The sequence below is a fragment of the Aurantimonas sp. A2-1-M11 genome (assembly GCF_036549475.1).
In the GTDB taxonomy this organism is placed as follows: Bacteria; Pseudomonadota; Alphaproteobacteria; order Rhizobiales; family Rhizobiaceae; genus Aurantimonas.
The window spans coordinates 22,892-47,509 of record NZ_JAZHLI010000020.1 but is presented as its reverse complement, the minus strand read 5'-3'; the positions used below and the strand labels follow the sequence as shown (position 1 = coordinate 47,509).

The window sequence follows — 24,618 nt, the reverse complement described above, 5'->3', positions numbered from 1 at the left end:
GGCCGGGGGCTGCGCGCTCGTGCGGATCGTGATGGCGAAAGGGAATTGGTGGGAGGCTGGCACGATGACCCGTGCCGAAGCTCGTTGGGGCTGCTTCCTTCCGGACCTGACCCGGTTGGCGAGTGGCGCGTCCACCACCAACCTCCCACGCTCCATATCTGCGATACGTGCCCTAATTGCAAGACGGGCACCCCCAATCGAGGATCGGAATTGATGCGAGCCTTCCAACTCGACCCCTGTCTTGCCAGGGACACGATTGCGATCAGCCAGCTCGGTCTCTGCGACCTTCGCCTGATGAACGACAGCCGCTGGCCCTGGCTGATCCTGGTGCCCCAGCGTCTCGGCATCACCGAGTTTCACGAACTGACACCGCTCGACCAGACCATGCTGACCTTCGAGATGGGCCTTGTCGCCAAGACGCTGCAGACCACCGTCGGCGCCGACAAGATGAATCTCGGCACGCTGGGTAATATCGTGCCGATGTTTCACCTGCATGTCGTCGCGCGGCGCAGGGGCGACCCCAACTGGCCCGGTCCGGTCTGGGGACATGGCACGCCGGTGCCCTATGATGCGGGCGAAGCCGAACGATTCGCCGACGAGATGCGGCGCGCGATCCTGCCGGCATGAATCTGCGGACAATCGAAAGAGCGACCCTTGAAAGATGACAACCAGCGCGCCGCGGCCTCCCTGGCGGCCGAGATGAGCGCCCGGACCGGCTTTACCGGCAACACGCTGTGGCGCGACGGCGAGCGGCGCACCGACGACAGCCTTGCTGCGGCGCTCGATCATGCCGGGGCCCGGATCTTCCTGGCGACGCCTGGCGGCAAATGGCTCTGCCGGACGGTCGGCACGGCGCTCGATGTCGGCTTCGCCCGAACCGAGGTGGAAGGGTTCGGCGCCGATTTCGCCACCTGCATCCTGCTCGGCTTCGAGCCCGACGGCCGTCCGGTCCTGGCGGCGAGCGCACCAGCGGACCTGCCGGGCGAGGGACTGGAGGAAAACGACCTGCGCTCGCTTGCCATGGGCGCCCGTCTCGACCCCGACACCGAAGGCCAGCTCGGCCAGGCCGCTCACCTGCTGGGCTGGCATGCACGCAACGGCTTCTGCGCCCGCTGCGGCGGCCCCACCCGATCGGAAGCGGCAGGGTATCGGCGCCGCTGCACGCGCTGCGAAGACGTCGTCTTCCCGCGCACCGACCCGGTGACCATCATGCTGGTCCATGACGGCAATGGTCGCTGCGTGCTGGGCCGCCAGCCGCATTTCCCGCCGGATTTCTGGTCCTGCCTCGCCGGTTTCGTCGAGGCCGGGGAGACGGTGGAGGCGGCGGTCCGCCGCGAGACGCTGGAGGAATCGGGCCTCACCGTCGCGACGGTGCGCTATCTGGCTTCGCAGCCCTGGCCATTTCCCGGCAGCCTGATGATCGGCTGCATTGCCCTGGCCAACAGTTTCGCGATCGATTTCGACAGCGACGAACTGGAAGCCTGCCGCTGGTTCGGCCGCGACGAGGTCCGGGCGATGCTCGCCAAGACCCATCCGGACGGCCTGGCCCTGCCCGGGCGCTTCGCCATCGCCCACCACCTGATCAAGGCGTTTGCCGACGGCGAGGTCTGAGCCTGCCGGCGCCGGGGGCTACTCGCCCGCCGGGCCGGACATCGCCGCGTTCAGGCGGTCGGGGGCGGCCTCGTAGACGCCCAGGATCGTCACCTTGCGGGTGAAGAACGCCAGTTCCTCCAGGGCCAGGCGCAGCGAATCGTCGCTCGGATGGCCCTCCACGTCGGCATAGAACTGGGTGGCAATGAACTGGCCGCCGAGCTGGTAGCTCTCCAGCTTCGTCATGTTGACGCCGTTGGTCGCAAACCCGCCGAGCGCCTTGTAGAGCGCCGCCGGCAGATTGCGCACCTCGAAGACGAAGGTCGTGACCGTGTGCCGCCCGGCCGGCGCCCACAGATCGGTCGGCTGGGCGCCGGGCCGCGACAGGATCACGAAGCGCGTCACGTTGTTGGCCGAATCCTCGACATTGCGCTCGATGATGTCGAGCCCGTAATGGGAGGCGGCCAGTTCCGGCGCCAGGGCCGCCCGGCTCCGGTCGCCGGCCTGCGATACTTCCCGCGCCGCGCCGGCCGTGTCGCCGGCCACGACCGGCTTCCAGCCATTGCCGCGGATGTAGCGGCGGCACTGGCCGAGCGCGTGGATGTGGCTCTGCACCGTGCGGATCTCGTCGCGGGCGACGCCCGGCAGGACCATCAGTTGGAAATGGATCGGCATGAAATATTCGCCGACGATCTGCAGCCCCGAATCGGGCATCAGGTGATGGATGTCGGCGACCCGGCCGGCCAGCGTGTTCTCGATCGGAATCATCGCCAGTGCCGCCTCGCCCGAGCGCACCGCGTCGAAGGCGTCGTCGAAGGACGGGCATGGCAGCGGCTCGTAGTCCGGCCGCACCGCATGGCAGGCCATGTCGGAATTGGCTCCCGGCTCGCCCTGGAAGGCGATCTTCAGGCGGTCCGCGCTCATGGCGTCACTCCGTACATGCTGCGCGCCCGCGCCAGATCGTCCGGCCCGTCCACGCCGAGCGGCACGGTGTCGACAATCTCGGCATCGATCCGCATGCCGTCCTCCAGCGCCCGCAGCTGCTCCAGCTTCTCCCGGATCTCCAGCGTCGAGGGGCCGAGCGCGACGAAGCGCTCCAGGCTGGCGCGCCGATAGGCGTAGAGGCCGACGTGATGGAACAGCGGCCCCTCGCCCCACGGCGCCGTGGCGCGGGTGAAATAGAGCGCGCGCAGCCGCGATGGTCCGTTCGGCGAGCCGACGATCTTGACCACGTTCGGGTTGGTCTTCTCCTGCGAATCGGTGATCTCGACGCCGAGCGTCGCGATGTCGCAGCGCGGATCCTCGAACGGCGCCAGCACCTGGCGGATCGCTTCCGGCTCGATCGTCGGCAGGTCCCCCTGGACGTTGACCACGGTCTCGACCGCCCCTTCCGGATCGAGGCCCTGCAGCGCCTCGAAGATCCGGTCCGAACCCGACTGGTGCTCGATCGAGGTCATCACCGCCTCGTAGCCCGCGCCGGTCACCGCATCGCGGATGTCCTGCGAATCCGTGGCGATGACCACGCGGCCGATATCGGCGGCCGAGGCGCGCTCGGCGACACGCACGATCATCGGCCGTCCGGCGATATCGGCGAGGGCTTTCCGGGGCAGGCGGGTCGAGGCGAGCCGCGCGGGAATGAGGACGAGGATCGACATGACGTGGAAGGAACCGGAATGTGAAGCCGCAAAGTGCTTGTCTGCAGCGGCGCGGGATGACAAAAGGCGCGGTGGAACCGCCTCTTACAGATATTGCCTTGAAACCGCAAAAGACTTAGGTTCCGCGCGTTTTAGTCAGACAGAAAGCGGCGGCATCGGGTGCCCTGCTTGCAGAGGGAGCCCTCCCGCTCATGAATTCGTTCGAGGCCAACAAGATCATCGGAGCCGTGCTCGGGACCATCTTCGTCCTGTTCGGCGGCAGCCTGCTGGCGGAAGCGTTGTTCCACGCAGAAGCGCCGGAAGTGCCGGGCTACGAGATCGTGGCAGCCGAACCCGGCGAAGGTGGCGAGGCTGCTCCCGCCGCGGCGGAAGCTCCGCCGATCGCCGCGTTGCTCCAGACCGCGGATGTCGAGGCCGGCGCCTCGCAGTTCAGGAAATGCACGGCCTGCCACAGCATCGAGCAGGGTGGCGCCAACAAGGTCGGCCCGGCTCTGTGGGACGTGGTCATGCGTCCGGTCGCCTCGGTCCCCGACTTCGGCTACTCGGCCGCCATGCAGGACTTCTCCGAGGGTGGCGAAGTCGCTTGGGACTATGAGCACCTCAACGGCTTCCTGGAAAACCCGAAGGGCTACGTGCCCGGCACGATCATGGCCTTCGCCGGCCTGAGAGATCCGGAGGACCGCGCCAACCTCATCGCCTATCTGCGCGAGCAGGCCGACAGCCCGGCACCGCTGCCCGAGGCTCCCGCAGAGGGCGCTGCCGAGGCTGAGGCTCCTGCCGATGCACCCGCCGACGCAGCAGCGCCTGCCGAGGGCGCCGCCGCAGAGGCTCCGGCCGCAGACGCGCCTGCAGGCGAAGACACGACGGCGAATGCTGACGCGACCACGCAGACGGACCCGGCTGCCGGCGCCGAATCGAGCGCCCAGGCCGGCGCCACGGTCGATGCCGAGCCGGCGCCTCAGGCGGGCGCCGACCAGGCCCCGACGATGACCGAAGAGCAGCGCCCGAGCCCGCCTGCCGCCGATCAGCCGCAGGATGCCGCCGCTACCCAGCCCGAAAGCCAGGAAGCGCCTGCGGCCGAGGCGGCTCCGGCCGAAGAAACTGCTGCGCCCGCGGCTGCCCCTGCCGAAGAAGCAGCGGCCCCCGCACCGGCCGAAGGCGCGGCGGAGACCCAGGTCGCCGCGGCCGAGCCGGCCGCAATTGCCGGCGATCCGGCAGCCGGCAAGTCGGTGTTCCGCAAGTGCATGGCCTGCCATGCGGTCGGCGAAGGCGCCCAGAACAAGATCGGACCCGAGTTGAACGGGATTGTCGGCGAGGCCGTCGCATCGGTCGAGGGCTACAACTTCTCGCCGGCGCTGCAGGAATATGCAGGCACGCAGCCGACGTGGGACGTCGAGCAGCTGACCGCATGGCTGGAAGACCCGCGCGCCCTCGTGCCGGGCACCAAGATGGTCTTCCCCGGCCTGAAGAAGCCCGAGGACCTCGCCAACGTCATCGCCTATCTCGCCACCTTCGACGAGAACGGCGCCACCACCGACAACTGACACCGCACCATCCTCGCGATGACATCGACGAAGCCCCGGCCACCCGCCGGGGCTTCGTTCGTTCTGGCGGTCGCATTTCCATAGTTCTCGCCGGGACGCCTCCCATGCACGGACACCGCGCTCGATTACGCTTTCGTCACGTGACTTTACCCGTGCCCCTTCCCTAGACTGGCCGTCAGACTCGATCGCGGGACAATGCCCGCCCATTGCATGGAGGCCGCCCTTGTCGTTGCCGAACCGTTTCGTCCGCCTTGCCCTTGCTGCCAGCCTTGCCACCGCAGCGATCGGCGCGCCGGCCTTCGCCCAGGATGGCGTGTCGCAGCCCGATCCGTCGGCGCAGACCGGAGCGGCAGAGACGGCAGGCAATGCGCAGACCCAGGACGGCGGCGAATGGCACGAATCCTCGTCGCTGATCGAGCGTTCGAAATATCCCGACGATTTCGCCCATTATGACTACGTCAATCCCGATGCGCCCAAGGGCGGCACGCTGAACCAGATCGCCATCGGCTCCTATGACAGCTTCAACCCGTTCATCGTGCGCGGCACGCCGGCGGCGGGTCTGGCGACCTTCGGCGGCGGCCTCCTCTACGACACGCTGATGGAGCAGTCGCCCGACGAGCCGGGCACCGCCCATGCCCTCATCGCGGAAGCCGTGCGCCATCCGGCTGACTTCTCCTCGGTGACCTATCGCCTGAACCCCGACGCGCGCTGGCACGACGGCGAACCGATCACGGTCGAGGACGTGATCTGGAGCTTCGAGACGCTGACCGAGCTGCATCCGCAATGGTCGGCGTACTACAAGAACATCGTCTCGGCCGAGGAGGCCGGCGAGCACGAGGTGACCTTCACCTTCGACCAGACCGGCAATCGCGAACTGCCCAACATCGTCGGCGACCTGACGATCCTGCCGAAGCACTGGTGGGAAGGCACCGATGCCAGCGGCAAGACGCGCGACATCACCCAGCCGACCTCCGAGATTCCGATGGGCTCCGGCCCCTATCGCATCAAGGCCTACGACACTGGCCAGTCGATCACCTGGGAGCGCGTCCCCGACTATTGGGGGCTCGACAACCCGACTCGAGTCGGCCGCTACAATTACGGCGAGATCCGCTACGTCTATCTGCGCGACGCCAATGCCGCATGGGAGGCCTTCAAGAAGGGCGGTCTCGACGACTGGCGGCTGGAGAACATGTCCCGCCGCTGGGCCGAGGGCTACGACTTTCCCGCCGTCAATGACGGGCGCGTCATCCGCAAGACCATCGACAGCGGCCAGGTGCAGTCGATGCAGGCCTATGTCCTGAACAACCGGCTGGAGAAGTTCCAGGACCGCCGGGTGCGCAAGGCGCTGACGCTGGCCTACAATTTCGAGGAGATGAACCGCACGCTGTTCTTCGGCCTCTACGAGCGCATGCACAGCTATTTCGAGAACAGCGAACTGGCGGCAAAGGGCCTGCCGAGCGAGCGGGAACTGGCCTATCTGGAGCCGCTGCGCGGGCAGATCCCCGCGGAGGTCTTCACAGAGGAATTCGCGCTGCCGACCTATAACGACCCCGGCGCCGCGCGCAATTATCTACGCGAGGCGCTCGGCCTCCTCAAGGAAGCCGGTTACGAACTGCGCGGCACGACGCTGGTCGATGCAGAGACCGGCGCGCCCTTCACCATCGAGTTCCTGGGCAACGACCCGATGGACACCCGCACGCTGGAGCCCCTCGCCCGCCAGCTCAACCGGCTCGGCATCCAGACCGAGGTCCGCATCGTTGACACCAACCAGTATATCGAGCGCATGAACAACTTCGAGTTCGAAGTGGCGGGCCTGCGCTATCCGGGCCAGTCCCTGTCGCCGGGCAACGAGCAGCGCGACTTCTGGAGCACGACCGCCGCCGACGCGCCGGGCAGCCGCAATTATTCCGGCATCAAGAACCCGGCCATCGACCAGCTGATCAACGACATCGTCTATGCGCCGAGCCGCGAAGACCTCGTCGCCGCGACGCGGGCGCTCGACCGGGTCCTGCTGTGGGAGTATTACGTCATCCCGCAATGGTACAAGGCGGAAGACTGGCTGGCCTATTGGGACAAGCTGCAGATGCCCGAGAAGGGCCCCGCCTATAACGGGATCGATCCCTTCTCCTGGTGGACGAAATCCGCCGAAACCGAGAAGGCCGCAGCGAACTGATGGCGACGGCGCTCTCCTATCTCACGCGCCGGAGCTTCGGGCAGATGATGCTCGCGGCCGGCGCCGCGGCGATGCTGCCCGGCCGACCCTTCGCGCAAGTGGCGACAGGGACGCCGCTGCACGGCCTGTCGGCCTTCGGCGACCTGAAATATCCGCCCGACTTCGACCATTTCGCCTATGCGACCCCGGACGCGCCGGCCGGCGGGCAGATGAACCTGGCGGTCTCCAACTGGCTGTTCAACCAGTCGCCCCAGACCTTCGACACCCTCAACACCTTCGTGCTGCAGGGCAACGCCCCGCCGCGCATGGAAAAGCTCTACGATTCGCTCGTCGTCGCCTCCATGGACGAACCCGACGCGATCTATTGCGCCCTTGCCGAGAGCGTCACGCTGTCGGACGACCGCAACAGCTTCATCTTCCGCATCCGGCCCGAGGCGCGCTTTTCCACCGGCGAGCCGGTCACCGCCGACGACGTGGTCTTTTCCTACGAGACCCTGCAGGAATTCGGGCATCCGAGCCTGCAGGTGGCGCTGCGCAAGGTGGCGGAAACCGTTGCCGAGGACGCGGCCACGGTGCGCATCACCTTTTCCGGCTCCCAGAGCTACCAGGATGCGCTCAGCGCGCTCGGCATGCCGATCCTGCCGCGCGCCTTCTTTGCCGGACGGGATCTCGCCACGGTCAGCGCCGAGCCGATTCCGGGCAGCGGGGCCTATACGATCGGCCGGCACGAATTCGGCCGCTATATCGAATATGTCAAACGCCCTGACTATTGGGCGAAGGACATGAACTTTGCCCGCGGACTCGGGCATTTCGACACGCTGCGGATCGATTTCTTCCGCGATCGCCAGCCGGCGCTGGAAGCCTTCAAGAAGGGATTGATCACCTTTCGTGAGGAATTCACGACCAAGGATTGGGCGACCGAATACGACTTTCCGGCGGTCCGCCGCGGCGACGTCGTCAAGCGCGAATTTCCGTCCGAAAAGCGGCCCCGCTTCCAGTGTTGGGCGCTCAACCAGCGCCGCGAGCGGTTTGCCGACGCCCGCATCCGCCGCGCCATCAACATGTGCTTCGACTTCGAATGGACGAACGCCAACCTGCTGTTCGGCCAGCGCGTCCATTCCAACTCGCCCTTCCAGGGTTCGGAATTCGTCGCCACCGGCACGCCGTCCGAGGCCGAGCTCGCGCTGCTGGAACCGCTGCGCGCCAGCATCCCCGAGGAGGTCTTCGGCGAGGTCTGGGTGCAGCCGGTCAGCGACGGCTCCGGCCGCGACCGGCGGCTCCTGCGCGAGGCGTCGCAGCTCTTCGCCGAAGCCGGCTGGCGCCGCGACGGCAACCGGCTGGTCGACGCGTCCGGAGAGCCCTTCCGGCTGGAATATCTGACCTACGGCCAGGAGCAGGAGCGGGTCTACGCCAAGTTCATCGACACGCTGCGCACGCTCGGCGTCGACGCCTCGTTGCGGCTGGTCGACCCGGCCCAGTATCAGGAGCGGCTGAACCGCTACGATTACGACATGGTGCTCGCCGCCTTCAGCCTCGGCGCCACCCCGACGCGCGAAAGCCTGTCGCTGTTCTTCGGCAGCGACGCCGTCGACCGGCCGGGCGCCTACAATTATCCGGGCATGGCCAGCGAGGGCGTCGACGCGCTGATCGAACATGCCGCGAGTGCTACGAACCGCGACGAGCTGGTCACGGCACTGCGCGCCATCGACCGGGTGCTGCGCTGGCGGCTCGACTGGCTGCCGAACATCACCGCCGACGGGCATCGCGCGGCCTTCTGGGACATTTTCGGCTTTCGCGAAGACAAGCCGGACTATGCGTGGCCCGTCGAGACTCTATGGTGGTACGACGCGGAGAAGGCGAAGGCGCTGGGCCGCAGCTGAAACACGGCCCGGCACGCCGGTGACGGGCGGATCGCGACGCTTTTGCGATCGCGGCGCGCCCGCGCTATCACCGGAACCGGCCGGAAACGCCTGCCGCCCCTTGGGCGGCACAACTGCATCTCGGAGACGATTACCCGCCCATGGGCTCCTATATCCTCCGCCGCATCCTGTTGATGATCCCGACCCTCGTCGGCATCATGGCCATCTCGTTCCTGGTGATCCAGTTCGCCCCCGGCGGGCCGATCGAACAGGTCATCGCCAGCCTGCAGGGCGAGGCCGGCGGCGCCATGGACCGGGTGTCCGGCGGCGGCGGCGATTTCGGCTCGGGCTCGAGCGGCGGCAGCGACAATTCCGGCTATCGCGGCGCCCAGGGCCTCGATCCCGCCTTCATCGAGCGTCTGGAGAAGCAGTTCGGCTTCGACAAGCCGCCGCTGGAGCGCTTCGGGCTGATGCTCTGGAACTATGTCCGCTTCGATTTCGGCGACAGCTATTTCCGCTCCGTCTCGGTCTGGGAGCTGATCCTGGAGAAGATGCCGGTGTCGATCTCGCTCGGCCTGTGGATCACCCTCCTGTCCTACCTGATCTCGATCCCCCTGGGCATCCGCAAGGCCCTGACCGACGGCTCGCGCTTCGACGTCTGGACCTCGGGCATCGTCATCGTCGCCTATGCGATCCCGGGTTTTCTCTTCGCCATCATCCTGATCGTCCTGTTCGCCGGCGGCTCGTTCTATGACTGGTTCCCGCTCCGCGGCCTCCTGTCCGACGGGGTGCGCGGCGACTGGTGCGCATTCTGGTCGCCGGCGGGCGATCTCAAGGCCTGCGTCACCCGCACCATTCCCGACTATTTCTGGCACCTGACGCTGCCGCTGATCGCGCTGTCGCTCTCGGCCTTCGCCACGACGACGCTTTTGACCAAGAATTCCTTCCTCGACGAGATCCGCAAGCAATATGTGACGACAGCCCGCGCCAAGGGCCTGTCCGAACGGCGCGTGCTCTACGGCCATGTCTTCCGCAATGCCATGCTGATCATCGTGGCGGGCTTCCCCGGCGCCTTCATCTCGGCCTTCTTCGCCGGCTCGCTGCTCATCGAGACGATCTTCTCGCTCGACGGTCTCGGCCTGCTCGGCTTCGAATCCATCTACCAGCGGGACTATCCGGTCGTGTTCGGTACCCTCTACATCTTCTCGCTGCTCGGGCTGGTGACCACGCTGCTCTCCGATCTCACCTACACCTGGATCGATCCCCGGATCGATTTCGAGAAGCGGGAGGTGTGACGATGGACGACGCACTGAAGGACCGCCTCGACGCCGAAAAGCGCGACCGTACGACCCCCGAGGAACGTGCCGCCGACATCGCGCGCGAGCAGACCGCCGGCATCGCGCAGATGGTGCCGGAATCGCAGACCACGAAACGCCCGCGCCTGTCGCCGCTGAACCTGCGCCGCTGGCACAACTTCAAGGCCAATCGGCGGGGCTTCTGGTCGCTCTGGATCTTCCTCGTCCTGTTCGTCGTGACGGGCCTTGCCGAACTCGTCGCCAACGACCGGCCGCTCCTCGTCGAGTACAAGGGCGAGTTCTACTACCCGATCGTCGTCGACTATCCGGAGGAGGTGTTCGGCGGCTTCCTGCCGGTGACCAATTATCGCGATCCCTTCGTGCAGGACGAGATTGCGGCCAATGGCTGGGCGATCTGGCCGCCGATCCGCTATTCCTACCAGACCGTCAACAACGCCATCCCGACGCCGGCCCCCTCCGCGCCCTCCTGGACATTCACCGAGGCGGAGCGCTGCCAGCGTTATCCGCTCGGCGTCGAGGACCCGAACTGCAATTTCGGCAACATGAACTGGCTGGGCACCGACGACCAGGCGCGCGACGTTGCCGCGCGGCTGATCTACGGCTTCCGCATCTCGGTGCTGTTCGGGCTGATCCTGACGGCGGCCTCGGCGGTGATCGGCGTGGCGGCCGGCGCCGTGCAGGGCTATTTCGGCGGGTGGCTCGACCTTCTGTTCCAGCGCTTCATCGAGATCTGGTCGTCGATCCCGGTGCTCTATCTGCTTCTGATCATCGCCGCGATCCTGCCGCCGGGCTTCTGGGTCCTGCTCGGCATCATGCTGCTGTTCTCCTGGGTGGCCTTCGTCGGCGTGGTGCGGGCCGAGTTCCTGCGCGCCCGCAACTTCGAATACGTCAATGCCGCGCGGGCGCTGGGCGTCGGTGACTGGACGATCATGACCCGCCATCTCCTGCCCAATGCGATGGTGGCGACGCTGACCTTCCTGCCCTTCATCCTCAACGGCTCGATCACCACACTCACCTCGCTCGACTTCCTGGGCTTCGGCCTGCCCCCGGGCTCGCCCTCGCTGGGCGAGCTGCTGGCCCAGGGCAAGAACAACCTGCAGGCGCCCTGGCTCGGCTTCTCCGGCTTCTTCGTGATATCGCTGATGCTGTCGCTGCTGGTCTTCGTCGGCGAGGCGGTCCGCGACGCCTTCGATCCCCGCAAGAGCTTCGGGTGAGGTCGATGTCGGCGCCAACCACGCTTCCCGCACGCGGGTGCCGTCGAACTGCTGCCGGCCCTCCGCCGGAGACGACGGCATGAGCAATCATTCCCATCACGACCATGGCGGCCACGACCATTCCCATGGCTTTACCGGCCATGCGGCGGGCGCCAACGAGACGCGGATCGCCGTCGCGGCAGTCCTGACCGGCCTGTTCATGGCCGCCGAGGTGGTCGGCGGCATCGTCTCGGGCTCGCTGGCGCTGCTGGCCGATGCCGGGCACATGCTGACCGACTTCGCCGCCCTGGCGCTCGGCTGGTTCGCCTTCCGGCTCGCGCGCAAGCCCAGCGACGCGCGCCGCACCTTCGGCTACGACCGCTTCCAGGTGCTCGTGGCCTTCGTCAACGGCCTGGCGCTCTTCCTGATCGCCGCCGTCATCATCTACGAGGCTTTCCACCGGCTGCAGGCGCCGAGCCCGATCCTCGGCGGCACCATGATGGCGGTCGCCGTCGCCGGGCTGGTGGTCAACATCGGCGTCTTCCTCGTGCTCCACGGCGCCGACCGCGAGAACCTCAACATCCGCGGCGCGGTACTCCATGTGCTGGGCGATCTCCTCGGCTCGGTGGCCGCGATCCTTGCGGCGATCGTCATCCTGTGGACCGGCTGGACGCCCATCGATCCGATCCTGTCGGTGCTGGTCTCGGTGATCATTCTCGTCTCGGCCTGGCGGCTGGTCCGCGACGCCGGCCACGTCCTGCTGGAGGGCGCCCCCGGCGGGATCGACATCTCCGAGGTCGAGCCGCATCTCGTCGCCTCGGTGCCTGGCCTGCGCGAGGTCCACCATGTCCATGCCTGGTCGATCACGCCCGAGCGCACCGTCGCCACGCTACACGCCTGCATCGCGGACGGGGCCGACGGCACCGCGATCACCCGTTCCATCAAGGCCGAGCTCAGCCGTCGCTTCGCCATCGGCCACGCAACGGTCGAGATCGAGCGCGGTGTCTGTGCCGACGATGGCGGCGATCATCATGGCGCTCCGGATGCCGCCCCCTGTCACCAGCCGGCCCGCAGCGCCGCCGCACCGTCCACGCGATGACGCCGGAACAAGGAATCTCCACTTGAGCCCGACCGCCACAGCCGCCCAGCCCCCCGCGCCGCAGGAAACGCTGCTGTCCGTCGAGAATCTGTCGGTCGCCTTCACCCAGGGCGGCAGGACGCAGCTTGCCGTCGACGACGTCTCCTTCTCCATCGCCAGGGGCCAGACCGTTGCGCTGGTCGGCGAATCCGGCTCCGGCAAGTCGGTCTCGGCCCTGTCGATCCTCAAGCTCCTGCCCTATCCCGCGGCCAGCCATCCGGGCGGCCGGGTGATGTTCAACGGCGAGAACCTCCTCGACGACGACGAGAGCGATCTGCGCCGGGTGCGCGGCAACCGCATCTCGATGATCTTCCAGGAGCCGATGTCCTCGCTCAATCCTCTGCACACGATCGAGCGGCAGATCGGCGAGGTGCTGAAGCTGCACCGGGGCATGCGCGACAAGCAGGCGCGCGAGCGCACGCTGGAACTGATGCATCAGGTCGGCATCCGCGAGCCCGAGAAGCGGCTCGACGCCTATCCGCACCAATTGTCCGGCGGCCAGCGCCAGCGCGTGATGATTGCCATGGCACTGGCCAACGAGCCGGACCTGCTGATTGCCGACGAGCCGACCACGGCCCTCGACGTGACGGTCCAGGCGCAGATCCTCGAACTCCTGAAGGTCATGCAGACCCGCCAGAACATGGGGATGCTGTTCATCACCCACGATCTGGGCATCGTGCGCGCCATCGCCGACCGGGTCTGCGTGATGTATCGGGGCAAGATCGTCGAGGAAGGCCCGACGAAACGCATCTTCGAGGCGCCCGAGCACCATTACACCCGGCATCTGCTGGCCGCCGAGCCGAAGGGCCAGCCCCCGGCGGCCAATTCGAACGCGCCGGCGGTGATGGAAGCCAAGGACCTCAAGGTCTGGTTCCCGATCAAGACCGGCTTCTTCCGGCGCACCACCGACCATGTGAAGGCGGTCGACGGCATCGACCTGATCGTGCGCGCCGGCCAGACGGTCGGCGTCGTCGGCGAATCGGGCTCCGGCAAGACGACGCTCGGCCTGGCGCTGTGCCGGATGATCGGCTCGACGGGGGAGATCCGCTTCGATGGCGCACGGATCGACGAACGCTCCTTCAAGGCGATGAAGCCGCTGCGCGAGCGCCTGCAGATCGTCTTCCAGGACCCGTTCGGCTCGCTTTCGCCGCGCATGCCCATCGCCGACATCGTCGCCGAGGGCCTGGAAATCCACGAGCGCCGGCTGTCGGCCCGTGAGCGCGACGCCCGCGTCGTCACCGCGCTGGAGGAAGTCGGCCTCGACCCGGCGACCCGCTTCCGCTTCCCGCACGAATTCTCCGGCGGTCAGCGCCAGCGCGTGGCGATCGCCCGGGCGATGGTGCTCAATCCGCGCTTCGTGATGCTGGACGAGCCGACCTCGGCCCTCGACATGAGCGTCCAGGCCCAGGTCGTCGACCTCCTGCGCGACCTGCAGAAGAAGCACAATCTGGCCTATCTGTTCATCAGCCACGATCTGCGCGTCGTGCGGGCGCTGGCCAACGAGGTGATCGTCATGCGCAACGGCGTGGTGGTCGAGCGCGGACCGTCCGAGCAGATCTTCGACCGCCCCCAGACCGACTACACGAAGGCGCTGATGGCCGCCGCTTTCGACATCAAGGCCGCACCGACGGGAATCGTATCGCAATGAGTACAGGTCACTATCGCGACAGGCTCGACGACCAGCCGATCGAGACGGAGCTCGTGAGCGACGAGTTGCTGCATGGCGGGTTCCGCGATTTCAAGGCGGCGACCCTGCGCCATGCGAGCCTCGACGGCGCGGGCATGATCGGCCCGGTGCGCCGCGAATATCTCCACACCGGCTCGGTCGTGGTCATCATTCCCTACGACCCGGTGCTGGATTCCATCGTCGTCATTCGCCAGTTCCGGCTGGCCGCGGCACTCAAGACCGAATGCGGCGCGGCGCTGGAACTGCCGGCTGGCATGGTCGACGAGGGCGAATCCGACGAGGCGGCCGCCGAACGCGAGCTGACCGAAGAGACGGGCCTGGCGCCCCAGGCCATCGAGAGCTGCTTCCGGATGCTGGCGGCGCCCGGCCTGACCGACGAACACGCGACCATCTTCCTGGCCCTGGTGGACGCGTCGAACCTGGCGAGCTCTGCCGGCAATGCCGACGAGGACGAGGACATCCGGCCGATCCTTGCCAGGGTCGACGACCTGATCGCCGCGGTCGACGAGCGGCGCGTGGAGAACGGCTATCTGATCGCCTGCACCCACTGGTTCGCGCGGCTCGGCCGCTCGCGCGCCCAGGCACTTCTGGGCACGCTCGACAGCGAGGACTGACCGATGACCATTCTTCTGTCCGTGACCGGCTTCGATCCGATGCGCTGGCGCGCCGCGCTGGAAGCGGCCGACGGCGACCGCGACATCGTCCTTGAGCCCGCCCGCTCGGACGACCCGGCGATCGAATACGCCGTGGTCTGGAAGCAGCCGCCGGGCCTTCTGGAGAACCTGCCCAACCTGAAGGCGGTTTTCTCGCTCGGTGCCGGCGTCGACCACATCTTCGCCGACCGGGGCCTGCCCGACGTGCCGGTGGTGCGCATCGTCGCCGAAGACCTCACCAGCCGGATGAGCGAATATGTCGTCTGGCGGGTGCTCGATCATTTCCGCCGCGGCCGCGCCTACCGCGCCCAGCAGGTCCAGACGATCTGGCACGAGCGCATGCAGCCCGCCGCCAGGGAGATCACCGTCGGCATCATGGGCCTGGGCGAACTCGGGCAGGATGCCGCCCGGAAGTTGCGCGTCCTCGGCTTCCAGGTCGCCGGCTGGAGCCGCACTGAGAAGGCGATCGACGGGATCGACACCCATGCCGGGCAGGACGGTCTGGACGGCTTTCTGGCGGCATCCGACATTCTGGTCGTGCTGCTGCCGCTGACCGCCGAGACCCGCGGCATCATCGACGCCGGACTGCTGTCGCGGCTCAAGCGGCAGACGCCGCTGGGCGGGCCGGTGCTGATCAATGCCGGGCGCGGCGGCCTGCAGAACGAGGCCGCGATCCTCGATGCGCTTGAACAGGAGACGCTGATGGAAGCCTCGCTCGACGTCTTCAATGTCGAGCCGCTGCCGTCGGATCACCCGCTGTGGCGCCATCCCCGGGTCTTCATCACGCCCCATGCGGCCGCGGTGTCAGATCCCGACGCACTGGCTCCCGCGGTCATGCGGCAGATCGCGGCCCATGAGCGCGGCGAACCGCTGCGCGGCGTGGTGGACCGCGCGGCGGGATACTGAGGGAACGGGCTGAAGCGGCGGCGCCGCTCAGCGCGCGTTGCGCTCCAGCCAGGCGCTCATCTGGGCGATCTCGGCTTCCTGGGCGGTGATGATGGCTTCGGCCAGCGCCCGCAATTCGGGATCCTTGCCGTATTCCAGCTCGACCTCGGCCATGTCGATCGCGCCTTGATGGTGGGCGATCATGCCGCGCACGAAATCGACGTCGGCATCGCCTGTCAGCGCCACCGACATGCCCTCGTGCATCCGGTCGGTGGCCGCGATGAACGCCTTGCTCGACGGGCTGTCCAATGCCGCGGCCGACGGATTGGCCTCGTCCATGGCGCCGTGCTCCGTCGCAGTGCCATGCATGGCGCCGTGATCCATGCCCGACCCGTCGGCTGCCCCATCGGACATGCCCTGCGCGGCAACGCCGCCGGCGAGGGCGACAAGCCATGCGGCTGCAACAACCATCGTGGTCTTCATCACAGGATCTCCATGCGCGATGGTGATGCCAGACGAGAAACGTCCCTGGGATCTCAAGGTCAAATAACCCTTGCGCGAGGCGACCGGATGTTCGCTATCGCGGCGTCCCGGCGGCGCGAACCCGGCGGACGCTCGTGACCGGCGCGCCCTTGTTGTCCAGCCGTTCGATCATGGCCGCGAGCGGCTCTACGGCCGTCATCATGTGATGGGCATTGGCGTGCAGGAGCCGTGTGCCGTCGAGCATGATGCCGACATGCCCCTTCCAGAAGACCAGGTCGCCGCGCTGCAGGGCCTCGACGCCGGCAATGCGGGTGCCGAGCCCGCGCTCATGCATGTCGGTGTCGCGCGGCGCATCGATCCCGGCCATCTGGCAGGCGATCTGGACAAGCCCGGAACAGTCGATGCCCGAGGCGCTCTTGCCACCCCACAGATAGGGCACGCCAAGAAACTGCTCGGCAATGGCGACGTAGTCACCGGCCACGTTGCCGGCCGGCTCGATATGCTGGGTGACGACGGCGCCGGCCGGCTCGATACGGGCATAGGAGGCGTTGTGGTCCTCCCCGGCCCCGACCACCGCCACCCTCGCGCCCATCGGCAGGTCGTGCAGCGGCGGCAGCTTGATGTCGTAGCCCGGAAACACCAGCGTCCGCGGCACGCTGACCCGATGCGTCGGGGACGCGCCCGGCGCCCCGAGCGCGGCACTTGGCACGTAGCCGACATAGGCGTCGTGCTGAAGCTGCACCCAGGCCCAGCCTTCCTGGTCCTCGTCGAAGACGGTCACGATCTCGCCGAACAGGGCTTCGGTGTCGAGCGGCGCGTTGCCGGCAGGATGTCGGCGCACCGGCGCGAGCGGGGCAATGATCCGGCGCAAGGCTCCCTCGACGAACCGGTCCGCCGTGACCTGCCCTTCGAGCCGGCGATCTGCCAGATCGGGGCGCATGGCGTTGAGGCGGGGATCGAGGGATTCGGTCATGGGGTCCTCGGGTTCACGGGCAGTGCTGCCGGCGACCGCCGGACGAGGCGGCCGCCGGTGCGGATCTCAGCCGCGCGGAAAGCGCGCCTTCAGCACCTGATAGAGCGCCCGGATGGCGTGGGCCTCGCCGCCGACGGGTCCGATCGGGCTTGCCTTGGGTCGCCAGCCATAGACGTCGAAATGCGACCAGCTCTGCGCCTTCTCGACGAACCCCTGCAGGAACAAAGCGGCGGTCACCGCCCCGGCGAAGCCATCGCTGGTGACATTGTTGATGTCGGCGACGCGCGAGAAGAGATTGGCGGCGTAGGGGGCCCAGAGCGGCATGCGCCAGACCGGATCGGCCACCGCGAGGCTTGCGGACGACAGCTCGTCGGCAAAGCCGCCATCGTCGGTGAAGAAGGGCGGCAGGTCCGGCCCCAGGGCCACGCGGGCAGCGCCCGTCAGGGTCGCCATGTCGATGAGCAGCTGCGGCGCCTCCTCGTCGGCCAGCGCCAGGGCGTCGGCCAGCACCAGCCGGCCCTCGGCATCGGTGTTGCCGATCTCGACCGTCCTGCCCTTGCGGCTGGTCAGTACGTCGCCGGGTCGGAAGGCATTGGCCGAGATCGAATTCTCCACTGCCGGGATCAGCACGCGCAGCCGCAGATTCAGGCCGCAGGACATGATGATGCGGGCAAGGCCGAGGACGTTGGCCGCGCCGCCCATGTCCTTCTTCATCAGCAGCATGCCTGAGGCAGGCTTGATGTCGAGCCCGCCCGTATCGAAGCACACGCCCTTGCCGACGAGCGTCACCTTCGGCCCGTCGGCCGGGCCCCAGCGCATGTCGACGAGCCGCGGCGCCGATGCGCTGGCCCGGCCGACGGCGTGGATCATCGGCAGGTTTTCGGCCAGCAAGGCGTCGCCTTCGATCGTCGTCACCGCTGCACCGAACTCGCCCGCAAGTGCGCGAGCGGCCGCTTCCAGTTCCGCCGGCCCCATGTCGCTGGTCGGCGTGTTGATCAGGTCGCGGGTCAGCGACACGCCCGCCGCCAGCGCCCGCACCTCGTCGGCGTCGACACCGGCGGGCGCACCGAAGCGGATGTCGGTCTTGCCCGCCTCGTTCCTGCCCTCCGTGCGATAGCGATCGAAGCGATAGCCGCCGAGAAGGACGGCAAGCGCGGCAAGCGATCCGTCGAGATCGGTGGCCTCCGCAAGGCGCCAGTCGCCCGACGGCAGATGCGTTGCCAGCGCTCCGGCGGCGAGCGCGCGACGCTGCGCCTCGCCTTCCCGGGTGCCGGCCGTCTTGCCAAGGCCCAGGATGGCGCCGGCCGTCGCCCCCGCGGCATCCGGCACGAACAGCACCTGGCCTGCGTCCGCGGTGAACCGCGTCGCCTGCGCCCAGCGCCGCGCCGGTTCCGGCAGATCGTCGAGGCCGCCTCTGGTCGCGGTCCAGACCGGCAGCGCGGTCGCGGCATTGTCGCTCGAAAGGGTGATCGTCATCGGGGGCATTTCCTGGGTTGCGTCCGGACACGGGATTAACCGGTCATTAGGGTTAACGAAATACTCTCATCCTCGAAGGCCGGTCCGTATTTACAGGGATCGGCGTGCAGGCGGGACAGGAGAGATCATGGTCGGGCGCGGAACTAGTTCGGTACGCCGTGCGAAACAGGGGTTGCTCCTCGGTGCAGGCCTCGCACTGCTGCTCGTCCAGGGCTGCGGCTCGGTCTCCAACGAGACCACCGGTTCGATCCAGCGCCCGGCGCAGGGCCGCACCGTGGCGCAGATGAACTCGACCGAGCTCCAGTCGGCGGTCCGCACCTATGGCGCCGCCTACGACCGCAATCCCAAGGACAAGCCGACCGGCCTCTCCTATGCCGCAGCCTTGCAGATGGCCGGCCGCAACGACCAGTCGCTGGCGGTGATGCAGCAGATGGCGATCGCCCATTCCAAGGATCGCGACGTTCTCGCTGCCTACGGCAAGGCCCTGGCGGCTGCCGGTGACCTGCCCAAGGCGCTGGAGACCATCCGCAGGGCCCAGACCCCCGACTATCCGGACTGGCGCCTCTATTCCGCCGAGGGCGCCATCCTCGACCAGATGGGCCAGCAGGCCGGCGCGCGCACGCTTTACCGCAAGGCGCTGGACATGCAGCCCAACGAGCCGACGATTCTGTCCAATCTCGGCATGTCCTATCTCCTCGGCAGCGATCTGAAATCGGCCGAATCCTACCTGCGGTCCGCCGCCGCCCAGCCCGGCAGCGACAGCCGCGTGCGCCAGAACCTGGCACTGGTCGTCGGCCTGCAGGGCCGCTTCGAGGAGGCCGAGAAGATCGCCACCAGCGAATTGTCGCCGTCTGAGGCGGAGGCCAATGTCGCCTTCCTGAAGGCGATGCTGTCCCAGCAGGACACCTGGTCGATGCTCAAGGACAAGGACCGCGCCGAGAACTGACCGGCCGGTCGACACCGACACACACACGCGAGGAAGGGCGCGGCCGGCCAGCCGCGCCCTTCCTCGTTTCTGGTGTGATACCGGGCCGCGATGCGATCCCCAAGACTGCACGAAAGCCTGTTCGGCCGGCTGCCTGGATCACTCTCCGGCGGCGTGCCGGAGGCGAACACGACCTCGGTTGCAGCCCTTCGTTTGACCTCGGCCCCTGCCCGGCGGTTCTATTGGACGGCCATGACCTTGATGATCGCCGGTCCGATGATCACGGCGAACAGCACCGGCAGGAAGAACACGATCATCGGCACCGTCAGCTTCGGCGGCAGCGCGGCGGCCTTCTTCTCTGCGAGATTCATCCGCTGGTCGCGGTTTTCCTGGGACAGCGTGCGCAGCGCGGTGCCGAGTGGCGTGCCGTAGCGCTCGGCCTGGACGAGCGCGGTGCAGACCGTGCGCACGCCGTCGATGCCCGTACGTGCGGCCAGATTGTCGTAGGCCACCTTTCGGTCCGGTAGATAGGACAGTTCGGCGCAGACGAGCACCAGTTCCTCGGCCAGCGGGATCGACTGGATGCCGATCTCCTCGGCCACCCGGCGAAAGGCCGCCTCGATGGAATTGCCCGATTCCACGCAGATCAGCAGCAGATCCAGGGCGTCCGGCCAGGCCCGCGTGATCGACAGCCGGCGCTTGGTGGCCCGGTTCTGCACGAAGAGGACCGGCGCGATGAAGCCGACATAGGCGACGCCCAGGCAGATCGCGACGCGCAGCATCGGCGGACTCGACTGGAGGAGGCCGAGACCGAAGACATAGAAAAGGGCCACCGCGAACACGACCAGCGGCAACACCGCGCGGGCAAACAGGAAGAGGGTCAGCGGGCGCTGGCCGCGATAGCCGGCATTGCGCAGGTTCGAGACGGTCTTGTCGTCGGCCAGGGCCTTGCGCAGGTTGAGCCGCTCGACGACCAAGCTGGCGATGCCCTTGCTGTCCTGCTGGCGCAGGCCCGAGCGCCCCCGGTCGTTTTCGGCCGCCATCCGCGCCCGTTCGCGCGCCCGCATCTCGTCGCGCTCCAGCGCGACCGCCTTCATCCGGCTCTTGAGCTGGTTGCCGGCCAGCATCGGCATGGCGATGGCGATGAAGGTGGTGAACACCGCAATCGCCATGACCACGCTGGCGGCGACCGCCGGGGTGATCCCGAGTAGCGCGAACATCGAATTCATCTGCGTCTGCACCTTCCGCTTCGGCTGCGCCTGATGGCCCGGCGCCGGTCGGCCCTAGAACTCGAAGCTGATCATCTTCTTCATCACGAAGACGCCGGTCGCCATCCACACGGCCGAGACCGCAAGAATCAGATTACCGGTACCCGAGGTGAACAGGACGGAGATGTAATCGGGCGTCGTGATGTAGACGAGACCGGCCACGATCACGGGCAGCGCGCCGATGATGCCGCCGGACGCCTTGGCTTCCATCGACATCGCCTGGACCTTGGCCCGCATCTTCTTGCGGTCGCGCAGGACCGCCGACAGATTGCCGAGCGCTTCCGACAGGTTGCCGCCGGCCTGCGACTGGATGGCGATGACGATGGCGAAGAAGTTCGCCTCCGAGGTGGGAATGTTGCGATAGAGCCGCTCGACCGCTTCGGAGATCGGCACACCCATCTGCTGGCTCTCGATGATCTTGCGGAACTCGCTGCGCACCGGCTCCATCGTCTCGCTGGAGACGATCTTCAGGGTGTCGTTCAGCGGCAGACCGGATTTGACGCCGCGCACGATCAGGTCGATGGCATTGGGAAACTCCTCGCCGAACTTCTGGAACCGCTTCTTGCGCGCCCGCGCCAGCAGGAAGCGCGGCAGACCGAGCCCGCCGACGACGGCGGCGCCGACGAGCAGCAGGAGCGGCGCACCGAAGATCGCCGCGACCATCGTGCTGACCAGGCCCAGCACGATGCTGAACAGCACGAACTGCTTGACCGACAGCTTCCATCCGGCCTGTTCGAGCTGGCGCTGCAGGGTCAGCTTGCCGGTGTGCTTGTCGCGCTCCTTGTGACGGGATTCGAGCTCCTTGAGCGACGACTGGATCGTCTTGCGCCGCTTGTCCTGCTCCTTCAACCGGTCGCGCGCGACCTTGAGCGAGCGGCGTTCGCTGTCGTCGCGCGTATATTGCGCGCGGCGGTTCTCCACCTTGCGTTCCTTGACGATCCGCGGCTGCAGAAAGGCGAAGGCGAGCCCGCCGGCCGCGACCGTCGAGAGGAGAATGAACAGGACAACGCCAGCCGGGCCCATCGTCAGAGCCCCGCCGTCTCGTCGACACCGGCGGCGTCGAGGGCCGCTGCGAGCCGCTGCTCCTCGTTGTAGTACCGGGCCCGGTCCCAGAAGGCCGGCCGGCCGATGCCGGTCGAGCGGTGCCGGCCGAGGATCCGTCCCTGGGCGTCCTCGCCGTTCATGTCGTAGACGAACAGGTCCTGCGTCGTGATCACGTCGCCTTCCATGCCCAGCACTTCGGTGATGTGGGTGATCCGGCGCGAACCATCGCGCAGGCGGGCGGCCTGGACGATCACGTCGATGGAGCCGACGATGATCTCCTTGACGGTCCGCGAGGGCAGCGAGAAGCCGCCCATGGCGATCATCGATTCCATGCGGTTCAGGCACTCGCGTGGCGAGTTGGCGTGGATCGTGCCCATCGAGCCGTCATGGCCGGTGTTCATCGCCTGCAGGAGGTCGAAGACCTCGGGTCCGCGGACCTCGCCGACGATGATGCGTTCGGGCCGCATGCGCAGGCAGTTCTTGACCAGGTCGCGCATGGTGATCTCGCCCTCGCCCTCGATGTTCGGGGGGCGGGTCTCGAGCCGCACGACATGGGGCTGCTGGAGCTGCAGCTCGGCCGAATCCTCGCAGGTGATGATCCGCTCGTCGGTGTCGATGTAGCGGGTCAGGCAGTTCAGCAGCGTCGTCTTGCCCGAGCCGGTACCGCCGGAGATCACGACGTTGCAGCGCACCCGGCCGATGATCTGCAGGATCTGCGCGCCTTCCGGCGAGATCGCGCCGAACTGGACAAGCTGATCGAGGGTCAGCTTGTCCTTCTTGAACTTACGAATGGTCAGGCTGGTGCCGTCGATCGACAGCGGCGGTGCGATGACGTTGACGCGGCTGCCGTCGGGCAGGCGCGCGTCGCAGATCGGCGAGGTCTCGTCGACGCGCCGGCCGACCTGGCTGACGATGCGCTGGCAGATGTTCAGGAGCTGCTGGTTGTCGCGGAAGCGGACATTGGTCTCCAGGACCTTGCCGGCGACTTCGATGAAGGTCTGGCGGGCGCCGTTGACCATGATGTCGGCGATGTCGTCGCGCGCCAGCAACGGCTCCAGGGGCCCGTAGCCGAGGACATCGTTGCAGATGTCGCTGAGCATGTCCTCCTGCTCGGAGATCGACATGGCGAAGCTTTTGATCGCGACGATGTCGTTGACGATGTCGCGGATTTCCTCGCGGGCGCTCTCGGCGTCGAGCCGCGCCAGCTGCGACAGGTCGATCGTGTCGATCAGGGCGGCAAACACTTCGGCCTTGCGGGCGTAGTAGCTGTCCGGCCGCACCGCCGCCGAGGTATCGCTGGCGACCGGTGCCCGAGGCTCGGCCGCGGGCGCCGGGGCCACGCGTGCACGCGACACGGGCTCGCGCGGCGGGGGCGCCGCGACCGGCGCTGCCGCCGGCTTCGGCAGGGTCGAGGACAGACCCATGCCGGTGCTGGTATTGGTCTCGCTTCCGCGTTTGCCGAACATCGCTGCCGCTACTCCCTGGTCGCTCTGCCGCTGTGGCGCAGCCGGTTGAGAAGACCCTGCTTCTTCGGCTTCTTGGCCGTGCTGCGTCCGGTCAGCACGTGGGCGACGTGCTCGAATGCCTCCACGGCCGGATGCTTGCCATCGAGTTCGGCGAGCATCTGACCGTTATTGGCCGCGTTGCCGAACGCCTGCGGATCGAAGGCGATCTGGGCGATCGGCTCGAGGCCGAGCGGATCGGCAAATTCCTCGGGGGAGATCTCCGGCCGCTTGGGGATCGCCAGCTGGTTGAGGATCAGGTGCGGCACCGGGTCGTTGGGCCGCAGCTTGGCGAGCATGTCGACGAGATTCTTGGCGTTGCGCAGATTGGCAAGATCCGGCGTGGCGGTGATCACGATCTGGTCGGCCGAGGCGAGCACGCTTCGGGTCCAGTCGTTCCACACGTGCGGAATGTCGAGCGCCACCACCGGCGCACCGCGCTGGGCGGTCTCGATCAGCGCCGTGAAGGCGTCGGTGGAGAAGTCGTAGGTCCGGTCGAGCATCGAAGGCGCAGCGAGTAGCGACAGATGCTCGGCGCATTTCGACAGGAGCCGGTCGAGCATGGTGTCGTCCATGCGCTCGGCCGAGAACACCGCCTCGGCGATCCCCTGGGCCGGGTCCTGGTCGAAATTGATGTTGGCCGTGCCGAAGGGCAGGTCGAGATCGGCGATCACCACGTCGCTGGAGAACAGCTTGGAGATCGACCAGGCCAGATTGTGCGCGATGGTCGAGGAACCGACGCCGCCCTTGGCGCCGACAAAGGCGATCGAGCGGCCGAGCGGCTCGGCATCGGGCGCGGTGAACAGCGAGCCGATGACTGCCATGATGTCGGCGATCGAGATCGGCGCGACCAGATATTCCGAGACGCCCCGATGCACCAGGTCGCGATACAGCGCGACGTCGTTGTAGTGGCCGATGATCACGACCTTGGAGCCCGGGTCGCAGACCTCCGACAGGGATTCCAGCTCGGCGATGAGTTCCAGCGGCGGAAGCTTCGATTCCAGGATCACCAGATTGGGCGTCGGCGCGCCGGAGAAATGCTCCACCGCGGCCCGGATGCCGCCCATGTTGACGCGCATGTGCGCCTTGGCCATGCGCCGGTCCCCGCCGGCATTTTCGATCGGCTTGGCGACGGCCTCGCTTTCGCAGAAGGCCTGGATGGAGATGCGCGGAATCGGCCGAACATTCTCGAGCCCGGCGGCTTCGTCGTGAGAGGCGTCCGGCGCAGCGCGCAAAGCAGTTTGCATGGTTTCC

Annotated in this window: 21 protein-coding genes and 1 other RNA gene; 12 read left to right on the top strand and 10 right to left on the bottom strand. The window is 67.4% G+C overall.

Annotated features, from left to right (window positions below):
- Nucleotides 1–48: 48 nt before the first annotated feature.
- An RNA gene (gene ffs / locus VQ042_RS11175) (signal recognition particle sRNA small type) lies at nucleotides 49–146 on the bottom strand.
- 67 nt (nucleotides 147–213) lie between these two features.
- On the opposite strand from ffs, the gene VQ042_RS11170 reads away from it, so the two are divergent.
- Together VQ042_RS11170 and nudC are read left to right on the top strand one after the other, a co-directional pair.
- Entirely contained in the window at nucleotides 214–627 is a 414-nt protein-coding gene (locus VQ042_RS11170; protein ID WP_331819175.1) for an HIT family protein, read from the top strand.
- Nucleotides 628–654: 27 nt separating this feature from the next.
- Nucleotides 655–1,611 carry an NAD(+) diphosphatase gene (gene nudC / locus VQ042_RS11165; RefSeq protein ID WP_331819173.1) on the top strand — a complete coding sequence of 319 codons (957 nt, stop codon included), beginning with the start codon at nucleotides 655–657 and terminating at the stop codon, nucleotides 1,609–1,611.
- An 18-nt stretch (nucleotides 1,612–1,629) separates the two neighbouring features.
- Here nudC and VQ042_RS11160 read toward each other — a convergent pair whose 3' ends face one another.
- Nucleotides 1,630–2,514 (bottom strand): prephenate dehydratase, encoded by an 885-nt coding sequence (locus VQ042_RS11160; protein ID WP_331819171.1) that lies wholly within the window; start codon nucleotides 2,512–2,514, stop codon nucleotides 1,630–1,632.
- Nucleotides 2,511–3,245: a 3-deoxy-manno-octulosonate cytidylyltransferase gene (locus VQ042_RS11155; RefSeq protein ID WP_331819169.1), complete on the bottom strand. Its 735-nt coding sequence runs from the start codon at nucleotides 3,243–3,245 to the stop codon at nucleotides 2,511–2,513. Before VQ042_RS11155 ends, VQ042_RS11160 begins: the two co-directional genes overlap by 4 nt.
- A gap of 191 nt (nucleotides 3,246–3,436) precedes the next feature.
- On the opposite strand from VQ042_RS11155, the gene VQ042_RS11150 reads away from it, so the two are divergent.
- The 9 genes from VQ042_RS11150 to VQ042_RS11110 all read left to right on the top strand — a co-directional run bounded on the left by VQ042_RS11150 (nucleotide 3,437) and on the right by VQ042_RS11110 (nucleotide 15,714).
- On the top strand, nucleotides 3,437–4,789 hold the full coding sequence (locus VQ042_RS11150) for a c-type cytochrome (RefSeq protein WP_331819167.1): 1,353 nt from the start codon (nucleotides 3,437–3,439) through the stop codon (nucleotides 4,787–4,789).
- A gap of 313 nt (nucleotides 4,790–5,102) precedes the next feature.
- Entirely contained in the window at nucleotides 5,103–6,962 is a 1,860-nt protein-coding gene (locus VQ042_RS11145) for an extracellular solute-binding protein (RefSeq protein WP_442880069.1), read from the top strand.
- Nucleotides 6,962–8,842 (top strand): extracellular solute-binding protein, encoded by a 1,881-nt coding sequence (locus tag VQ042_RS11140; RefSeq protein ID WP_331819163.1) that lies wholly within the window; start codon nucleotides 6,962–6,964, stop codon nucleotides 8,840–8,842. Before VQ042_RS11145 ends, VQ042_RS11140 begins: the two co-directional genes overlap by 1 nt.
- 140 nt (nucleotides 8,843–8,982) lie before the next feature.
- Entirely contained in the window at nucleotides 8,983–10,116 is a 1,134-nt protein-coding gene (locus tag VQ042_RS11135; RefSeq protein ID WP_331819161.1) for a microcin C ABC transporter permease YejB, read from the top strand.
- Nucleotides 10,117–10,226: 110 nt separating this feature from the next.
- Entirely contained in the window at nucleotides 10,227–11,351 is a 1,125-nt protein-coding gene (locus tag VQ042_RS11130) for an ABC transporter permease (RefSeq protein ID WP_331819239.1), read from the top strand.
- 79 nt (nucleotides 11,352–11,430) lie between these two features.
- Nucleotides 11,431–12,429 (top strand): cation diffusion facilitator family transporter, encoded by a 999-nt coding sequence (locus tag VQ042_RS11125; protein ID WP_331819159.1) that lies wholly within the window; start codon nucleotides 11,431–11,433, stop codon nucleotides 12,427–12,429.
- A 22-nt stretch (nucleotides 12,430–12,451) separates the two neighbouring features.
- On the top strand, nucleotides 12,452–14,116 hold the full coding sequence (locus VQ042_RS11120; RefSeq protein ID WP_331819157.1) for an ABC transporter ATP-binding protein: 1,665 nt from the start codon (nucleotides 12,452–12,454) through the stop codon (nucleotides 14,114–14,116).
- The gene (locus VQ042_RS11115; protein ID WP_331819155.1) at nucleotides 14,113–14,769 is read left to right on the top strand and encodes an NUDIX hydrolase; all 657 of its coding nucleotides are present in this window, start codon (nucleotides 14,113–14,115) and stop codon (nucleotides 14,767–14,769) included. Before VQ042_RS11120 ends, VQ042_RS11115 begins: the two co-directional genes overlap by 4 nt.
- 3 nt (nucleotides 14,770–14,772) lie before the next feature.
- Nucleotides 14,773–15,714, top strand: a complete 942-nt coding sequence (locus tag VQ042_RS11110; RefSeq protein WP_331819153.1) for a 2-hydroxyacid dehydrogenase — start codon at nucleotides 14,773–14,775, stop codon at nucleotides 15,712–15,714.
- A gap of 27 nt (nucleotides 15,715–15,741) precedes the next feature.
- Here VQ042_RS11110 and copM read toward each other — a convergent pair whose 3' ends face one another.
- The 3 genes from copM to VQ042_RS11095 form a co-directional block, all read right to left on the bottom strand.
- Complete coding sequence (copM, locus tag VQ042_RS11105; protein WP_442880068.1) at nucleotides 15,742–16,107, bottom strand: CopM family metallochaperone; 366 nt, start codon at nucleotides 16,105–16,107, stop codon at nucleotides 15,742–15,744.
- 163 nt (nucleotides 16,108–16,270) lie between these two features.
- The gene (locus VQ042_RS11100) at nucleotides 16,271–17,149 is read right to left on the bottom strand and encodes a C40 family peptidase (protein ID WP_331819150.1); all 879 of its coding nucleotides are present in this window, start codon (nucleotides 17,147–17,149) and stop codon (nucleotides 16,271–16,273) included.
- A gap of 66 nt (nucleotides 17,150–17,215) precedes the next feature.
- Nucleotides 17,216–18,625 carry a leucyl aminopeptidase family protein gene (locus VQ042_RS11095; RefSeq protein WP_331819148.1) on the bottom strand — a complete coding sequence of 470 codons (1,410 nt, stop codon included), beginning with the start codon at nucleotides 18,623–18,625 and terminating at the stop codon, nucleotides 17,216–17,218.
- A gap of 127 nt (nucleotides 18,626–18,752) precedes the next feature.
- Here VQ042_RS11095 and VQ042_RS11090 point away from each other — a divergent pair, with 127 nt between their 5' ends.
- Nucleotides 18,753–19,571, top strand: a complete 819-nt coding sequence (locus VQ042_RS11090) for a tetratricopeptide repeat protein (protein ID WP_331819146.1) — start codon at nucleotides 18,753–18,755, stop codon at nucleotides 19,569–19,571.
- A gap of 218 nt (nucleotides 19,572–19,789) precedes the next feature.
- On the opposite strand, the gene VQ042_RS11085 is transcribed toward VQ042_RS11090, so the two are convergent.
- The 4 genes from VQ042_RS11085 to VQ042_RS11070 are packed head-to-tail and all read right to left on the bottom strand — an operon-like array spanning nucleotide 19,790 to nucleotide 24,611.
- Nucleotides 19,790–20,779 (bottom strand): type II secretion system F family protein, encoded by a 990-nt coding sequence (locus VQ042_RS11085; RefSeq protein ID WP_331819144.1) that lies wholly within the window; start codon nucleotides 20,777–20,779, stop codon nucleotides 19,790–19,792.
- Nucleotides 20,780–20,833: 54 nt separating this feature from the next.
- Nucleotides 20,834–21,841 (bottom strand): type II secretion system F family protein, encoded by a 1,008-nt coding sequence (locus VQ042_RS11080; RefSeq protein WP_331819142.1) that lies wholly within the window; start codon nucleotides 21,839–21,841, stop codon nucleotides 20,834–20,836.
- Between the two features lie 2 nt (nucleotides 21,842–21,843).
- Nucleotides 21,844–23,328: a CpaF family protein gene (locus tag VQ042_RS11075; RefSeq protein WP_331819140.1), complete on the bottom strand. Its 1,485-nt coding sequence runs from the start codon at nucleotides 23,326–23,328 to the stop codon at nucleotides 21,844–21,846.
- 8 nt (nucleotides 23,329–23,336) lie between these two features.
- Nucleotides 23,337–24,611 carry an AAA family ATPase gene (locus VQ042_RS11070; protein ID WP_331819138.1) on the bottom strand — a complete coding sequence of 425 codons (1,275 nt, stop codon included), beginning with the start codon at nucleotides 24,609–24,611 and terminating at the stop codon, nucleotides 23,337–23,339.
- Nucleotides 24,612–24,618: the final 7 nt, after the last annotated feature.

What these genes read in the sequence shown, in the direction of transcription:
- VQ042_RS11170 (WP_331819175.1), top strand. Translation starts at nt 214, where the DNA reads ATGCGAGCCTTCCAACTCGACCCCTGTCTTGCCAGGGACACGATTGCG.
- VQ042_RS11160 (WP_331819171.1), bottom strand. Translation starts at nt 2,514, where the DNA reads ATGAGCGCGGACCGCCTGAAGATCGCCTTCCAGGGCGAGCCGGGAGCC.
- VQ042_RS11155 (WP_331819169.1), bottom strand. Translation starts at nt 3,245, where the DNA reads ATGTCGATCCTCGTCCTCATTCCCGCGCGGCTCGCCTCGACCCGCCTG.
- VQ042_RS11150 (WP_331819167.1), top strand. Translation starts at nt 3,437, where the DNA reads ATGAATTCGTTCGAGGCCAACAAGATCATCGGAGCCGTGCTCGGGACC.
- VQ042_RS11140 (WP_331819163.1), top strand. Translation starts at nt 6,962, where the DNA reads ATGGCGACGGCGCTCTCCTATCTCACGCGCCGGAGCTTCGGGCAGATG.
- VQ042_RS11135 (WP_331819161.1), top strand. Translation starts at nt 8,983, where the DNA reads ATGGGCTCCTATATCCTCCGCCGCATCCTGTTGATGATCCCGACCCTC.
- VQ042_RS11130 (WP_331819239.1), top strand. Translation starts at nt 10,227, where the DNA reads ATGGTGCCGGAATCGCAGACCACGAAACGCCCGCGCCTGTCGCCGCTG.
- VQ042_RS11125 (WP_331819159.1), top strand. Translation starts at nt 11,431, where the DNA reads ATGAGCAATCATTCCCATCACGACCATGGCGGCCACGACCATTCCCAT.
- VQ042_RS11115 (WP_331819155.1), top strand. Translation starts at nt 14,113, where the DNA reads ATGAGTACAGGTCACTATCGCGACAGGCTCGACGACCAGCCGATCGAG.
- VQ042_RS11110 (WP_331819153.1), top strand. Translation starts at nt 14,773, where the DNA reads ATGACCATTCTTCTGTCCGTGACCGGCTTCGATCCGATGCGCTGGCGC.
- copM (WP_442880068.1), bottom strand. Translation starts at nt 16,107, where the DNA reads ATGTCCGATGGGGCAGCCGACGGGTCGGGCATGGATCACGGCGCCATG.
- VQ042_RS11100 (WP_331819150.1), bottom strand. Translation starts at nt 17,149, where the DNA reads ATGACCGAATCCCTCGATCCCCGCCTCAACGCCATGCGCCCCGATCTG.
- VQ042_RS11095 (WP_331819148.1), bottom strand. Translation starts at nt 18,625, where the DNA reads ATGACGATCACCCTTTCGAGCGACAATGCCGCGACCGCGCTGCCGGTC.
- VQ042_RS11090 (WP_331819146.1), top strand. Translation starts at nt 18,753, where the DNA reads ATGGTCGGGCGCGGAACTAGTTCGGTACGCCGTGCGAAACAGGGGTTG.
- VQ042_RS11085 (WP_331819144.1), bottom strand. Translation starts at nt 20,779, where the DNA reads ATGAATTCGATGTTCGCGCTACTCGGGATCACCCCGGCGGTCGCCGCC.
- VQ042_RS11080 (WP_331819142.1), bottom strand. Translation starts at nt 21,841, where the DNA reads ATGGGCCCGGCTGGCGTTGTCCTGTTCATTCTCCTCTCGACGGTCGCG.
- VQ042_RS11075 (WP_331819140.1), bottom strand. Translation starts at nt 23,328, where the DNA reads ATGTTCGGCAAACGCGGAAGCGAGACCAATACCAGCACCGGCATGGGT.
- VQ042_RS11070 (WP_331819138.1), bottom strand. Translation starts at nt 24,611, where the DNA reads ATGCAAACTGCTTTGCGCGCTGCGCCGGACGCCTCTCACGACGAAGCC.